General features: G+C 57.9%; 14 protein-coding genes. 9 read left to right on the top strand and 5 right to left on the bottom strand.

Annotated elements, in window-relative coordinates; all coding sequences use genetic code 11:
* Window positions 1-119 precede the first annotated feature (119 nt).
* Window positions 120-782 carry an RraA family protein gene (locus tag HX830_RS31610; protein ID WP_152740794.1) on the bottom strand — a complete coding sequence of 221 codons (663 nt, stop codon included), beginning with the start codon at window positions 780-782 and terminating at the stop codon, window positions 120-122.
* A gap of 153 nt (window positions 783-935) precedes the next feature.
* On the opposite strand from HX830_RS31610, the gene HX830_RS31615 reads away from it, so the two are divergent.
* On the top strand, window positions 936-2,090 hold the full coding sequence (locus HX830_RS31615; RefSeq protein WP_177104750.1) for an alpha-hydroxy acid oxidase: 1,155 nt from the start codon (window positions 936-938) through the stop codon (window positions 2,088-2,090).
* Window positions 2,091-2,287: 197 nt separating this feature from the next.
* Here HX830_RS31615 and HX830_RS31620 read toward each other — a convergent pair whose 3' ends face one another.
* Window positions 2,288-2,716 (bottom strand): ester cyclase, encoded by a 429-nt coding sequence (locus HX830_RS31620; protein WP_177104752.1) that lies wholly within the window; start codon window positions 2,714-2,716, stop codon window positions 2,288-2,290.
* A 118-nt stretch (window positions 2,717-2,834) separates the two neighbouring features.
* Here HX830_RS31620 and HX830_RS31625 point away from each other — a divergent pair, with 118 nt between their 5' ends.
* On the top strand, window positions 2,835-3,716 hold the full coding sequence (locus HX830_RS31625; RefSeq protein WP_103495584.1) for a LysR family transcriptional regulator: 882 nt from the start codon (window positions 2,835-2,837) through the stop codon (window positions 3,714-3,716).
* Between the two features lie 30 nt (window positions 3,717-3,746).
* On the opposite strand, the gene HX830_RS31630 is transcribed toward HX830_RS31625, so the two are convergent.
* Both HX830_RS31630 and HX830_RS31635 read right to left on the bottom strand, forming a co-directional pair.
* Window positions 3,747-4,448: an alpha/beta fold hydrolase gene (locus HX830_RS31630; protein ID WP_177104754.1), complete on the bottom strand. Its 702-nt coding sequence runs from the start codon at window positions 4,446-4,448 to the stop codon at window positions 3,747-3,749.
* An 88-nt stretch (window positions 4,449-4,536) separates the two neighbouring features.
* A complete protein-coding gene (locus HX830_RS31635) occupies window positions 4,537-5,460 on the bottom strand; it encodes a LysR family transcriptional regulator (protein ID WP_177104756.1) in 924 nt (307 codons plus the stop codon).
* A gap of 515 nt (window positions 5,461-5,975) precedes the next feature.
* Between HX830_RS31635 and HX830_RS31640 the strand changes: the two genes are divergently transcribed.
* From HX830_RS31640 to HX830_RS31655, 4 genes are all read left to right on the top strand, one after another.
* Window positions 5,976-7,352, top strand: coding sequence for an MFS family transporter (locus tag HX830_RS31640; RefSeq protein ID WP_177104758.1), 1,377 nt, complete (start codon window positions 5,976-5,978; stop codon window positions 7,350-7,352).
* Window positions 7,353-7,504: 152 nt separating this feature from the next.
* Window positions 7,505-8,401, top strand: a complete 897-nt coding sequence (locus HX830_RS31645) for a LysR family transcriptional regulator (RefSeq protein ID WP_103495582.1) — start codon at window positions 7,505-7,507, stop codon at window positions 8,399-8,401.
* Window positions 8,402-8,644: 243 nt separating this feature from the next.
* Complete coding sequence (locus HX830_RS31650) at window positions 8,645-9,991, top strand: MFS transporter (protein ID WP_177104760.1); 1,347 nt, start codon at window positions 8,645-8,647, stop codon at window positions 9,989-9,991.
* A gap of 80 nt (window positions 9,992-10,071) precedes the next feature.
* Window positions 10,072-10,734 (top strand): RraA family protein, encoded by a 663-nt coding sequence (locus tag HX830_RS31655; protein ID WP_103495580.1) that lies wholly within the window; start codon window positions 10,072-10,074, stop codon window positions 10,732-10,734.
* 209 nt (window positions 10,735-10,943) lie between these two features.
* On the opposite strand, the gene HX830_RS31660 is transcribed toward HX830_RS31655, so the two are convergent.
* The gene (locus HX830_RS31660) at window positions 10,944-12,248 is read right to left on the bottom strand and encodes a dicarboxylate/amino acid:cation symporter (RefSeq protein WP_177104762.1); all 1,305 of its coding nucleotides are present in this window, start codon (window positions 12,246-12,248) and stop codon (window positions 10,944-10,946) included.
* Between the two features lie 565 nt (window positions 12,249-12,813).
* On the opposite strand from HX830_RS31660, the gene HX830_RS31665 reads away from it, so the two are divergent.
* From HX830_RS31665 to HX830_RS31675, 3 genes are all read left to right on the top strand, one after another.
* Window positions 12,814-13,353 carry a thiamine pyrophosphate-binding protein gene (locus tag HX830_RS31665; protein ID WP_177104764.1) on the top strand — a complete coding sequence of 180 codons (540 nt, stop codon included), beginning with the start codon at window positions 12,814-12,816 and terminating at the stop codon, window positions 13,351-13,353.
* Window positions 13,341-13,937 (top strand): thiamine pyrophosphate-dependent enzyme, encoded by a 597-nt coding sequence (locus HX830_RS31670; RefSeq protein ID WP_177104766.1) that lies wholly within the window; start codon window positions 13,341-13,343, stop codon window positions 13,935-13,937. The genes HX830_RS31665 and HX830_RS31670 overlap by 13 nt, the downstream gene beginning before the upstream one ends.
* Before the next feature lie 66 nt (window positions 13,938-14,003).
* Window positions 14,004-14,478: acyl-CoA dehydrogenase family protein (locus tag HX830_RS31675; RefSeq protein WP_177104767.1), on the top strand; the 475-nt coding region annotated here is incomplete at its 3' end.

Here is a 14,478-nt window from a genome sequence, read left to right on the forward strand (position 1 = left end):
AGGTAAACACCTTGACCTGGGGCCACCGGAATCCTGTCGCTGAATTTTGAGCATAATGGCATATAGCCTTATCCGACTATAAGCGATTTACAGCAACAAACCCGATATATATGGCCTCCTCACATCAGGCCGGCTTTGACGAGGGCGTTGCTGATCCACGATTGTTCGATCGCTTGGGTGGCGATCTCGGCCTTCACCCGCTCTTCGTGTGCTTCGTGTTCACGGGCTTTGGCCAGCACTTGCTCGGCGGCCTCCTGGGAGAAAGCCACCAATCCGTCTTCATCACCGACAACGATGTCCCCCGGGTTGATCACCATCCCGCCAATGGACACCGGCACATTGATCTCGCCCGGCCCCGTCTTGTAGGGCCCGCAGTGCACGACCGTTCTGGCATAGCACGGGGTGTTCTCAAAACACGCCACATCACGAATCGCGCCGTCGATGACAAAGCCGATACAACCCCGTTGCAGGGCATACAACTTGATCAGCTCGCCGATCACGGCGTTGTTGGTATCGCCTTGCCCATCCACCACCAGCACGTGACCAGGCTTGAGCATCATCATCGCTTTGTAGATGTAGAGGTTGTCGCCTGGACGGGTCTTGACCGTCAGTGCAGTACCGACAAGCTTGCCTGTGCGGTTGTAGCGCGTCAGGCCTCGGGCACCGATATGGCGCCCCATGTTGTCGCTGATATGAGGTGTCACCACAGAGGCAAATGCTTTGATCAAGGCATCAGAAGCAAGCACAGGCGATGGTTCGATACGGGTGCCTGGAAGTAACATGATATCTCCCGGTGTTATTAGGTGTGCTTTCACGAAGACTTGATCTTAGGGAGAATCAAAAAATACTTTTAGCGATATTTATCTATGTTTTAGCATCTCTTTTAGTAATCATATTTGCGCCGCACCGCAGCCCACGCCTCTAGGATGAGCCCTATGCCCTCCCCCTTGCACCGCTGTCTTTCACTCCAGGATTTCGAGCCCCTGGCGCGACGCCTGTTGCCCGCTCCCCTCTTCGCCTATGTATCAGGCGCTGTTGAAGACGAACTCTCGGCCATCGCAAACCGGGCATCATTCCTGGACTACAGCTTCCTGACAAACGTGCTGGTGGACGTGGCGCACGTCGATACGTCGGTGAGGTTGCTTGGCGAAACCTATTCGTCTCCGATCGGCATTGCGCCCATGGGCATTGCCGCGCTGACCAGCTACCGCGGCGATATCGTGCTGGCCCGCGCGGCGACCCAGGCGAAGGTACCGTGCATCATGAGTGGCTCTTCATTGATCCGCCTGGAAGAGGTGATGGAGCAAGCGCCGGGTACCTGGTTCCAGGCCTATCTCCCGGGAGAGGGGAAACAGATCAATGCCCTGATTGATCGCGTTGCCGCAGCCCCTGTTGAAACCCTGGTGCTGACGGTCGATACGCCGGTAGCCGCCAACCGGGAAAACAACATCAGAGCGGGCTTTTCGACACCACTGCGTCCGAGCCTGAGATTGGCCGCCCAAGGGCTTCTGCATCCCCGGTGGTTGCTCGGAACATTTTTGCGGACCTTGATCGTTCACGGGATGCCGCATTTCGAGAACAATTACGCGACTCGCGGCGCACCTATCCTCTCAAGAAATGTGCTGCGGGACTTTTCGGACCGAGGCCATCTCACCTGGGAGCATGTCATCGACATTCGTCGCCGCTGGAAGGGCAAGCTGATCATCAAGGGCATCCTGAACCCACGGGATGCGGTGAGGGCCCAACACATCGGTGCTGATGCGGTGATTGTGTCGAATCATGGCGGGCGGCAACTGGATGGGAGCGTGGCCCCCCTGAAAATCCTGCCGCGTATCGTGGAGGCGGTACCGGATATGACGGTGATGCTCGACAGCGGCGTGCGCCGGGGCACCGATGCCATGAAAGCCATGGCGCTGGGGGCCAAGGCGGTCTTTATCGGGCGGCCGTTCAACTACGCCGCGACCGTGGCCGGCGAAGCAGGCGTGCGGCATGCACTCAAACTTATCGGCGCTGAACTCAAGCGCGACCTGGGTCTGCTCGGTGTCGCCAGGCCCGAGGATCTGGGTGTCGAGAACCTGCTAGCACATTGAGTATTGTGGTTTGAGCGCTGTGATTTCTCCACGCTATCGATTGTTCGGCAATCATGCGGAGCACAGCGCTTTCCAGCTCGATTTCTGGAAAAAAAGTGATGTTATCCGAGTCTTAAGCAACCGAGGTCAGTTGTAGCCGCAGGCCAGAGGAACTCCCGGTGCCGGGGGATTGGCCTTGACCATGGAGCTTCCAGGCTTCAGTTAGATGCTTGGCCCGGGACGGCACCAATTTGTTGCAACAGGCCAAGGAGGTCGGGCTGTCCGCGCTCCTCGATGACCTTGCCATCCAGGAACCGATAGAAATTCATGGCCTGCACCTCAATTTTCCTACCGGTGGGCGCTACGCCGAAAAAGTGACCGAGGTGAGTCCCCCGCATGATAAAGCGTGCGGCGACCTTGTCATCCTCCGCAATAAGCTCCTCAAGCGTCCATTGGATGTCTGGGAAACCGGCGCGCATCATGGCAAGGATATCCAGGTACCCTGCGGGCCCCTTGAGCGCTTCTGCTCGCCCCGGCACGTGGAAAATGGCGTCTGGAGAGACGATTTCGCGCGCGAGAGATTCGCCACCGTTATTGATAAACCCCAGGAATCGCGACATCGCGTCCTTGTTTTGATTGATGCTCATTTAAAAACCTCTTGGGAAAGACTGTTGACAGATGCGAAACGAGAAAAGGCATCCTGAACCTGTGCCTGCCTGCGATAAATACCTAGAATGAATCATCATTTGAAACGCAGGGTTTGTAATGGATCGACTCACAAGCTTGTCAGTCTTTGTGAAGTCTGTGGACTTGGGCTCGTTCAGTGCGGCAGGCGAGGCGTTACAGATGTCCTCTCAACGGGTTGGCAAGCATGTGCAAGCATTGGAAGCCCGCCTGGGGGTCCGCCTGCTCACACGTACGACCCGCCGACAGAGCCTGACCGACTTCGGTCGAGCGTTCTACGAACGGGCGCGAATCATTCTGGCTGAAGTGGATGCGGCCGAAAACCTGGCCGCCGAGACCCGCGCACTGCCGACGGGCAAGCTGCGCGTCAATGCGCCGGTCAGCTTCGGCATGCACACGTTGGCACCGCGACTGCCGGAGTTCATGAAGAAGCACCCCAAGGTCGACGTTGAGCTCACGCTGAGCAATCGCGCGGTTGATCTGGTGGACGAGGGGTATGACGTTGTGTTCCGCATCGGCACGCTTTCCGATAGTGGATTGATCGCTCGCCCTCTGGCGCCATACCGCCTGACGCTCTGTGCTGCTCCGTCCTATCTTGCCGAGCATCCACCACTGAACAGCCCTCGGGACCTGCAAGTCCATGCTTGCCTGGGATTTACCCATACCGAGTTGCGCACACACTGGACCTTCGATGGGCCGGAAGGACGCGTTGTGGTCCCCGTGTCAAGCCGACTCATGGTGGACCACGGCGAGCCATTGCTCTGCGCGGCACTGGCAGGCCTGGGTATCCTGCTGCAGCCCGTGGAGTTGGTACGCGAAGCCTTGATCGAAGGTACGCTGATCGAACTGCTGCCGGAGTACAAAGTGCCGACGCGTCCGATGCACCTGCTATATGCCCCCGACCGTCGTGTCACCCCGAAGCTGCGCAGCTTTATCGAGTTTTCCCTGGACGCCTTCAGTTGATCGGACCGACCATGACGTCCATCAGGACAACTACACATCAAGCCATCGACTCAGCAGTTGCGTCGTCAACTGCGGATACTCGAGCGGTGGCAGATGTCCACATTCAGCCAGCACAACCAGACGTGAATGCGGTATGCCCCGATGGATTTCTTCTGACTCCACCGGCGGCGTGATCTCGTCGTTCTCACCCACCACGATCAAGGTAGGTACTGCAATCGTTTCCAGTACGGGTCGGTAGTCCGCGCGATCGATAATTGCCTGTTGCTGCCGAACAAAACCGTCCTTGCCTATCGCGTGCGCCATTGCCTGGGCGGTGTCCGCAACAGCGGTACCGATGCAACGGGGATGCATGAGCTTGGGCAAAAGTTGTGGCGTCACCCCCTTGAACCGGCCAAGTTCGGCAAGACTCAGCAGGCCGCGTCGCGCTTTGGCTCGGGCCTCATCATCCGGTCGCACCATGGTATCTATCAGGGCCAGTTTCATCACCCGCCCAGGCGCCCGGCGCATGATTTCCATGGCCACATAACCGCCCATGGACAAGGCCGCCAGTGCAAAACACGCAGGGGCCTCATCCAGTACTCGCTCCGCCATCTGCGCAATGCTGGCATCGAGAGAGACATCGGGAATGCAGATGGGCCTGGCGTGTTCCAGTGCAGCCTTTTGATGCGCCCATAGGCGCTCATCGCATAGCAATCCGGGGATGAGTACGAGTGGCGTATTGTTGAAGGCCAACGGGGGGGCTCCCTCAAAAGGTGTTGGTCAAAGATGGTCAGTCATTGCAGGGGGCCGACGCACAGGGGGCGACACATCAGCCAATGACTCAAAGCATGTATCCCGCCCAAATTTTTCGATCGACCAGATCAGCGGCAATTTCGATAAAGGCATCGCCAACAAATTTAGCTGCGGGACTGACGCGTCTGTCCGCCGGAAAAACCTGAACCAGTTTGCGCATGGGCACGGGATCCACTAACGGCGCCGCGCACAGCTCGCCGGCTTCGACCTGCGAATAGATAGACGCCAGTGGCAAGGCCGTCAGACCGAAGCCATGGCGAACCAGATCGATCATCGCGCCAAACGAGTCTGCCTCAATACTGGTCTTGAGCTTGATCCCGACTTCCCGCGCACAGTTGTCCATGATCACGCGAAGGCCATGTCGAGCACTGGGCAATATCAACTGCTGCTCGGCCAAAGACTCGAAGGACACCGGCGTATCGATGCGCAAGTTGGCACTAGTGGGGCCAACCAGCAGCAGGTTCTCCATCATCACCGGCACGATTCGAAGCGTATGCAGCGGTTGAGGGTCGTAGGAAATGGCCAGCTCCAACTCACCGCGCTGAACCCAATCGAGCAAGTAACCGCTGAAGGCCGAAGAAAACCTGACGGCAAGATTGGGATGCGCCTCACGGATCTTGCGCACCAGCGGTACAGTGACAATCTGGGCAACTGTCGGCGTTGTACCGATGACAACCGTTCCGCGGAAAGACGACCTGCCACCGACGACCGAACTCCGAATCGACTCCATTTCCTCCATGATACGAGTCGCGTGAGCCAGCACTTCGCGGCCGACATCGGTAATTTCCATCCCCCGCCCGTGTCGTTCGAACAGGTAGGCGCCGAGCTCTTTCTCCAACATTCTGATTTGCCGGCTGAGTGCCGGTTGCGCGATATGAAGACGGTCCGAGGCTTTGCTGAGACTGCCCAGCTCGGCCACATGAATCAAGGTTTTGAGTTGAACAACATCCATTACCGGGCCAGTCAGTATCGAGCTCGGCGCGATATGCGCCGAAAGTGATAATCAGTGTAACCGTATTCACGAGCCTTGGAGTGCTCTGCACACCACGTGCTGCGGGGCTTGCGGCCGTCGAGCGGGCTGTATCCCCCTACCTGCCAGGGCTGCACGCCCAGCTATAGAATTTGGGTATATCAGTTAGGCCTGCTTGACGGCTTATTGCCCTTCTCACTCTGCGGTAGCGTGCAATCAACGTCAGCGCCGAAGAGCGCTCGACTCACTACAAGAATAAGATTCGAGGGCTCGCGCCATGATTTCCACCGTTTGTTCTGACCTGGCTTATTCGAGTTTTCTGGGCCACGGGCCGTTTGCCTCCCTCGTGCATCCTCCCTCCCCCTTCTTTTCAGAAAACCGGACAGAGAGCGGACTCACGCCTCTTCGTTAAGCCGATCAATCCATCGAGTCAGTCACGTCGGACACGCATTAGCGTGCGCCTCGTATCGCCTCGCCTTGAAGAAAGGGTGAACATCATGTCGACATCTATCACAGGCTCGAAAAACCACGTGGCCCAGACCGGCCCCGTGGATACCCCAAGCCGCATAAAGGCAATCATCGGTGCCTGCTCAGGCAACCTGGTGGAGTGGTACGACTTTTTCATTTACGCCTATACCGCCATCTACTTCGCCGCTTCGTTTTTCCCCAAAGGGGACACCACCAGCCAACTACTGGCAACCGCCGGTGTTTTTGCTGTTGGTTTTTTTATGCGCCCACTCGGCGGCTGGATTTTCGGCTGGCTCGCCGACACTCGCGGCCGCAAGGCCTCGATGATCATCTCGGTGTTCATGATGTGCGCCGGTTCACTGTTGATTGCCATCATGCCAACCTACGACACCCTAGGGGTTGCAGCACCGATTCTGCTCGTGGCCGCCAGGTTGATCCAGGGGTTGTCGGTCGGCGCGGAGTACGGCACCGGCGCCACCTACATCAGCGAAATCGCGACACCCGGCCGTCGCTGCTTCTATGGCTCCTTCCAGTACCTCACCATCATCGCAGGTCAACTGTTGGCCTTGATGACCGTGGTCATTCTCCAGCAGACCCTCAGTGCCGAGCAATTGCACACATGGGGCTGGCGGATTCCGTTCTTCATCGGTGCCCTGAGTTCAATCGTCGTGGTGTATCTGCGGCGCTCAATGCATGAAACCGCCAGCAAAAAAGACATGGCCCGCAAAGATGCCGGCTCCTTGCGCGGCATGTTCAAACACAAACGGGCCGTCGCGCTGGTGGTGGCATTCACCATCGGCGGCTCGCTGTACTTCTACACCTTCACCACCTACATGCAGAAGTTCCTGGTGATCTCCGCCGGGCTCAGCCCGGAAACGGTCAGTTTCATCATGACGGCCGCCCTGGTCTGCTTCATGCTCTGCCAGCCGCTGTTCGGCTTATTGGCCGACCGCATCGGGATCAAGGCTCATATGTTGATGTTTTCCGGGCTGGCCATGCTATTCGTGATTCCGTTGCTTTATTCGCTGCAGTCGGTGAGTAGCCCATTTACGGCGTTCCTACTGGTCTTTGCTGGCCTGGCCATTGCGTCGCTCTACACCCCGATTGCCGGGATCGTCAAAGCCGAGCTCTTCCCCCCGGCGGTACGTGCATTGGGTGTGGGCTTTCCCTATGCCGTCGGCAATGCAGTGTTCGGTGGCACCGCCGAATACGTCGCCTTGTCGCTTCGATCACAGGGGATAGAGGAGTATTTCTTCTTCTACGTCGCTGCGATCGTAACCATTACGTTCATCGCCTCGATGTTGATGCCGAATCTGTCGCGCTATGGGTATATCAGCGGCAGCGGTGAGATTGAAGAACGTACCGGACTGCAAGGGCACACAAAACCGCATGTTGCCCGGGTTTGACGCCCTGCCCCTTACAAACGGTTTTTGAAGGGGCCGAGACGATCCAAATGGATGTGAACGAACCCGGTCATCGCCGGGTTTCGCTTTATGGTTCGGCAGACTCGATGTATTTCATTAATAATGGATCACTTTTTCTCAATCGAGCCTGAGCAATGATCACGTTCAAGCAACTGGAAGCCATCTACTGGATTGTGGAACTGGGTAGCTTTGAATCCGCCGCCATGAAACTGAACATGTCCCAGTCAGCCGTCTCCAAGCGTATCCAGGAACTGGAAGACGCCTTTGACATGCCCATTTTCGATCGTTCCAAACGCAGTGCGCGCCTGACGGAAAAAGGCACGGAGCTGTTCGAGCAGGCTTCGGAGATCCTGCGCCAACGCGATTACCTGCTTGAGCGCATCAGTTCCAAGGAGGTGCTGGTCCGGCGCTTTCGTATCGGCGTCACCGAACTGACCGCGATGACTTGGCTACCGGTGCTGATCGAGGGCATCCGCAGCGCTTATCCCAAAGTGGTACTGGAACCTTCGATCGAACTCAGCACCGAGTTGGTGGCGAAATTGGAGAACGATCAGCTCGACCTGATCATCGTGCCCGACATTTTTGCCGACGCCCGTTTCGTCAGCACCCCGCTGAGTTCGGTGGAGAACGCCTGGATGTGTGCGCCTTCACTGCATCAGGGCAACGGAGTAATGAATATGCAGGCCATCTCCTCGTACACCGTACTGACCCAGGGCGGTGGCTCCGGCACCGGGTTGATCTATGAGCGCTGGCTCGCCCAAAACGATGTCCGGGTCAACCGCACGATCAAAAGCAACTACCTGATCGCCCAACTGGGGCTGACGCTCTCCGGTATCGGCATCAGCTACCTACCTCGCCAGTGCCTCTCACCGCTGGTGGAACAGGGCCGGTTGCAGATCATCGAAACCGAGCCCCCATTGCCTCCCATCCACTACATCGCCGCACACCGTGCCGATCGCCTTCAGGGCCTGAGCGTCGAAGTGGCGCGTCTGGCGGCACAGTGCTGTGACTTCAGCCACATGGTGTTGTAGCCCAGCGCAAGGAGCGATGCTTTTGCGCAAGCGGAGCCCGCTACAGGATGGTCTTCCCCACGTCATGCAACCGGGCCTTCAGCCCGGTTTTTTTATGCCTGCGCACGCTATAAAGCATGCCTTCCACAGTGCACTCCCATCAATAAAAGCGATTTGTTGGCAGGAGTATTTGTCGCTTTTTTTGCAGAGTCACAATCACTACTTTGGCTGGACAACACCGATAGAAAAATAAGGTCCACCATCATGTCCCTGCCTGAAGTCATGAAACCTGCTGTGCGTAGCCATTACCGCTGGGTGGTTGCGGCCCTGATCTTCCTGATTTACACCATCGCTGCCGCCGACAGGGCCAACCTCGGTGTCGCCCTGCCATTTATTCGTAAAGAGTTCGATATGAGCAATGCTGAGGCCGGTGGCTTGGTTAGCATGTTTCTATTGGCTTATGCCTTGGCACAGATCCCTTCTGGCTTTGCCTTCGGCCGTTTCGGGGTCAGCAGGATCCTGCCAGGCGCCATGGTACTGACCTCATTGCTGACTGGCCTGGTGGGTACGGCCAGCTCGCTGTTTGCCCTTAAACTGTATCGCCTGGGCCTTGGTGTCGCTGAAGGTCCGCTGCCGATCAGCATGACCACGACTATCAACAATTGGTTTCCCCCGCGAGAAAAAGGTACGGCTTCGGGGATATTCCTGTCCGCCGTCAAGTTCGGTCCCGTGATCGTACCGCCACTCTGTGCCGTGATTATTTCGGTCTGGGGCTGGCGAGAAATCTTCTACTTTTTCGCCGTACCCGGCATTGTCCTCGCGGTGGTCTGGTATTTCATGGTCACCAATCACCCTTCCCGCAGCCGGTTCGTCAACGAAGCCGAGCTCAACTACATTACCGAAGAAACCGACAGTACCCAGACGGCCCAGCAAACCAGCCCCCAGAAGACCCCGGCATGGTTGGATAGACTGGATCGTCTCATACGGGCTCGTCATGAAGCCCCCCTGGAAACCAACAAGCAGGTGTTCGCCTCCTGGAACATCTGGGGCTGCGCCACCAGCTACTGCTTTCAACTGGGCGTCTCCAGTGTATTGCTGGCCTGGATTCCAACTTACCTGATGACCGTCAAACAATTCTCGATCATGAACATGGGGTTGGTATCGGCGGCGCCATGGGTGGGTGCGGTACTCGGGAACCTGATCGGCGGCTTCTGCTCGGATCGGCTGCTCGGTGGGCGGCGAAAACCCGGCATGTTGCTGTCGGCACTGGGCACATCGCTGATGATGTACCTGCTGATCAGCTCACCCGCCGAACCTTTGCCCTACGGGTTATTGTTGATGCTGACCGGTGTCGTCCTCAGCCTGGGCTTCTCTTCCTACATGGTCTACCCGATGGGACTGACCACCAAAAAAACGTTCCCCATCTCCAACGCCATCGTGAACATGATCGGTCAATTGGGCGCCGCGGCCACGCCCTTCATTACCGGACTGCTGCTGGACAACTATGGCTGGAACTATGTCTTTGCCTGGCTGGCGATCGGATCATTTATCAGTTTCGTCCTCTTGCTGACCATTTCCGAGCCACGGGCGAGATCAAGTTCCCCTGGCTGAAGCCCCCTTGAATAAAACCGAGCCGCTCGTTTGAGCGGCTTGTTCATGAACGATGCTGTCATCACTGCGAGGAGTTACACATGTCCCCCCAAGACAGAGAATTGGTTGCACTGTTTGAAGGTCTGGATACGCCTGGAGTGTCCGATGCCCTGGACAAACTGGGTCTGCCTGGCCAGTGCCTGGGCGTGATGCCCCTGGATAACTACCGCCAAGTGGTCGTTGGCCCGGCTTTCACCGTGCGCTACGTCACCGCCAGCTGCCCACCCGGCACGGTCGGCGACTTCATCGACGACGTGGCGGAAGGCGATGTGGTGGTCATCGACAACGACGGACGCACCGACTGCACCGTCTGGGGTGACATCATGACCCAATATGCCGGGAGTAAACGGATTGCCGCGACCGTGATCGATGGTGTCTGCCGGGATGTCAGCAAGGCTCTAGGTGATGGCTACCCGTTGTTCAGCAAAGGCCGGTTCATGCGCACCGGCAAGGATCGGGTCGAAGTCGAGTCGGTCAATCAGCCGGTTTCCATCGGCCAAGCCCGCGTCTGCGCCAGGGACATCGTGGTCGCGGATGCCAACGGCGTGGTCATCGTGCCCCGGGATCGCGCCCGTGAAGTGGCTGCGTCTGCCCGCGCGATCGAAGCCGTGGAAGCCAACATCCGGGCCTTGCTCACTGAAGGAAAATCCCTCAGGGAAGCCAGATCGGCACTGGGCTACCACACCCTGCAACGCAAGTCCTGAGCGTCACCTGCACCGCGTTCCCTTTTGCCCTCACTGCCTGCCCACGACAGCGCAATGTGAGGGTTTTTTATATATGCAGGTGCATCTCCTGCGTCTTTACCAATAACCCGCTGGCGTGGTCACCTACCTTCCCTCGGATAAACGAAAAGGGTGAGCCACCACGTTTGTGAATGCTCACCCTCTTATCCTGCACCCGTGCCCCGAACGGATCAGACCGTCAGCGGTTTCTCCCCGACCCGATCCGACGCCCCCAGCACAGCACCGGCGCGTTCGGCCTCATCCTCGCTCACCAACTGCCCTTCCCACTTGGCCACTACCGCCGTTGCAATGGAGTTGCCCACGGCATTGGTCGCCGACCGGCCCATATCGAGGAAGGTGTCGACCCCCAGAATCAGTAGCAGACCCGCTTCGGGAATATCGAACTGGGTCAGGGTAGCGGCGATAACCACCAGCGAAGCACGCGGCACGCCAGCCATGCCTTTGGAGGTGAGCATCAGCGTCAACAGCATGCTGGTCTGGGTACCGATGGACATCTCGATGCCATACGCCTGGGCGATGAACAATACCGCGAATGTGCAGTACATCATCGAGCCATCCAAGTTGAAGGAATAGCCCATGGGCATGACGAAACTCGAGATCCTGCGTTTGACCCCAAAACGATCCAGCGCGTGGAGAAGCTTCGGGTAAGCCGACTCGGAACTGGCCGTGGCGAAAGACAGAAGGAAAGCCTCTCTGATCAGCACCACCAATTTGAATACACGCCGCCCCAGAAACATCCAGCCGGCAAACACCAGCATCGCCCAGAGCACGATCAGCCCGAAATAGAAGTCGCGCATGAAGACCGCGAACTTGACCAGGATGTAGAGCCCGTTGACCGCGACGGTCGCGGCCATGGCCGCCATCACCGCCAGCGGTGCAAGCTTCATCACATAACCAGTGACCTTCAACATCGCATGGGACAGATCCTCAATGACATTCACCAGTCGCTCGGCCTTTTTTCCCAGGGAGGCCAAGGCGACACCAAAAAAAATCGAGAACACCACGATCTGCAGAATTTCGTTGGTGGCCATAGCCTCCGCGAAAGATCTGGGCACCAGGTGCGTGGCGAAATCCTTGAGGGTGAACACCGAGGTTTGCAGGTTGGTCACGCTGCTCACATCTGGCAACGGCAACCCCAGGTTGTGCCCGGGCTGCAGCAGGTTGGCCATGACCAGCCCCACCGACAATGAAAGCAATGAAGCCGTGACGAACCAGCCCAGCGCTTTGCCGAATACCCGGCCGACAGCACTGGCATCGCCCATATGCGCGATGCCCACTACCAGAGTCGAGAAGACCAGCGGGCCGATGAGCATTTTGATAAGACGCAGGAAGATATCCGAGACGATCGAGATGTAACCGGCCACCTTGGTGGCCATCGCCTTGTCCGGGAAGTTGAGGAAAATCATATAGCCGATAAAGATCCCCAGCAGCATGGCGATCAAAATGCCTGCCGCAGCCGGTAGCCTGTTTTTCATAGAGCACCTGTTGTTGTATTTCTGGAAATAGCCGGGAACAACATCCCTTGATCAGGCAACAGCCATCAAAGGACGGTGTGCAACCGACGAACTAAGGAATGAACAAGGCAAGTGCGAAATGCCGGTACCGGCAGACCGAGGGTGGATGCGGGTGAAACAGATCATGGACAGAGGACAGGACGGGGCAAGCCAACTGCAAGAGGCTGTTATACATAGGTGTAACCCTCGGATCTTATTGTTGTAGTGGCGTCGGCCAAGTGCTGTTACGACGTAGCCGAAAACTACCCTAGTCCTGCCTTCCTAATAAGAGCGGATCACGCTCTAGCTGATATGCCTAAATTGTATCGCCGTACACTAAAGCCTTGAACCTGGTCCTCAGTCCACAGCAATCAGGTTTTATCCTTCCAATAACGCATGGCTATCGCAATTTCCCAATACCCAGCGACTCCACAGCCGAGCTATAGAAAATGGGCATATCTCAAAGACAAAAACGGTAGTCGTCGCTGCCTTCCATCCCTCCCAGAATGTGTGAAAACACAAAAGCAGCACCGCTTGGGAGACTGGCATGTCAACAGAAGCTGAACAAACCGTAGGGACGGATTGGCAGGAGGACGTATTCCGCGTACTCAAGGCCCACGACGTCAAACATGTGGTCTTCGTACCGGACGCAGGTCACTCGGCGGCCATCCGCATGTCGTATGCGGACCCGGACATCAAGGCGGTCGTGCTCACCACCGAAGAAGAAGGGATCGGCTACCTCGCCGGTGCCTGGCTCGGCGGCGAACGGGGTGCGCTGCTGATGCAATCCAGCGGTGTCGGCAACTGTATCAACACCCTGGCGCTTCAGGTCTGCGCCGGCTTCCCGCTGCTGATGGTAGTCACCATGCGCGGCGACTGGGCCGAATTCAACGCTTGGCAGAACCCCATGGGCCAGGCCACCGAGGCCTCCCTGAACCTGATGAAGGTCATGACCTGGCGTGCCGATGATCCGAAAGACGTCGCCCCGCTGCTGCACGGCGCGGCGACCATGGCATTCAACGGTGATTCTTCCTGTGCCCTGCTGCTCGGTCAGCGTCTGATTGGAGAAAAGAAATGGGTCAAGTAAGCGCAAACCACACCCTGTGCCGTCGCGAAGTGGTCAAGGCTCTGCTGGCCGACCGCAAAGACGTGCTGGTCGTGACCGGCCTGGGGTCAGCGTCCTATGACGTCATGGCCGCCGGTGACCACGACCTGAATTACTACCTCTGGGCCGCCATGGGCAGCGCAATCACCGTCGGCCTGGGCCTGGCCAACGCCCAGCCGGACAAGTCGGTGATCGTGGTCACCGGTGATGGTGAACTGCTGATGGGCTTTGGCGCCCTGGCCACCGTTGCGCTGCAAAAGCCCGCCAACCTGACCATCGCCGTGCTCGACAACGGCCATTTCGGTGAAACCGGCATGCAGGTCAGCCATGCCGGCTTCGGCATCAAGCTCGATCAAGTCGCGAAGACCTGCGGCTTCAGCTGGACCGACGAAGTCCGCGACATGGAAGGTGTACATAACCTGCGCGAGCGCTTCGCAACGCGCGATGGCGTCAAGCTCGCGACGATCAAGATCAAGGCGGAAAACCCGCCACGGGTGCTGCCACCGCGTGATGGTCACTACGTCAAAAATCGCTTTCGCGCTGCGCTGGGTTTCAACCCGATCTGATTGCTCCATGCCCGAACCCGCTCACGCAGGGCCAATGCCGTGCGTGACGCGTTGAGGAGAATAATAATGACTGACCGCAACTCTGAAGAACTCAATGCCATTCGCGAGGGTGTTCGTGCCCTGTGCGCTGAATTCGATGCCGCCTACTGGCGCAAGATCGATGAAGAAAAGGGTTTCCCCGAAGCTTTCGTCAAAGCCCTGACCGACGCCGGCTGGCTGTCGGCAATGATTCCCGAAGAGTACGGCGGCTCCGGCCTGGGCCTGGCCGAAGCCTCGGTGATCCTTGAGGAAGTCAACCGCTGCGGCGGTAACTCCGGCACCGTGCACGGCCAGATGTACAACATGTTCACCCTGTTGCGCCACGGCAGCGAGGCGCAGAAACGCTTCTACCTGCCGAAGCTGGCCAGCGGCGAGTTGCGCCTGCAATCGATGGGCGTCACCGAGCCCACCACCGGCACCGACACCACCAGGATCAAGACCACCGCGGTCAAGCGCGGCGACAAGTACGTGATCAATGGGCAGAAGGTCTGGATCTCGCGGG

It is taken from the genome of Pseudomonas gingeri, from assembly GCF_013385425.1.
In the GTDB taxonomy this organism is placed as follows: domain Bacteria; phylum Pseudomonadota; class Gammaproteobacteria; order Pseudomonadales; family Pseudomonadaceae; genus Aquipseudomonas; species Aquipseudomonas gingeri_D.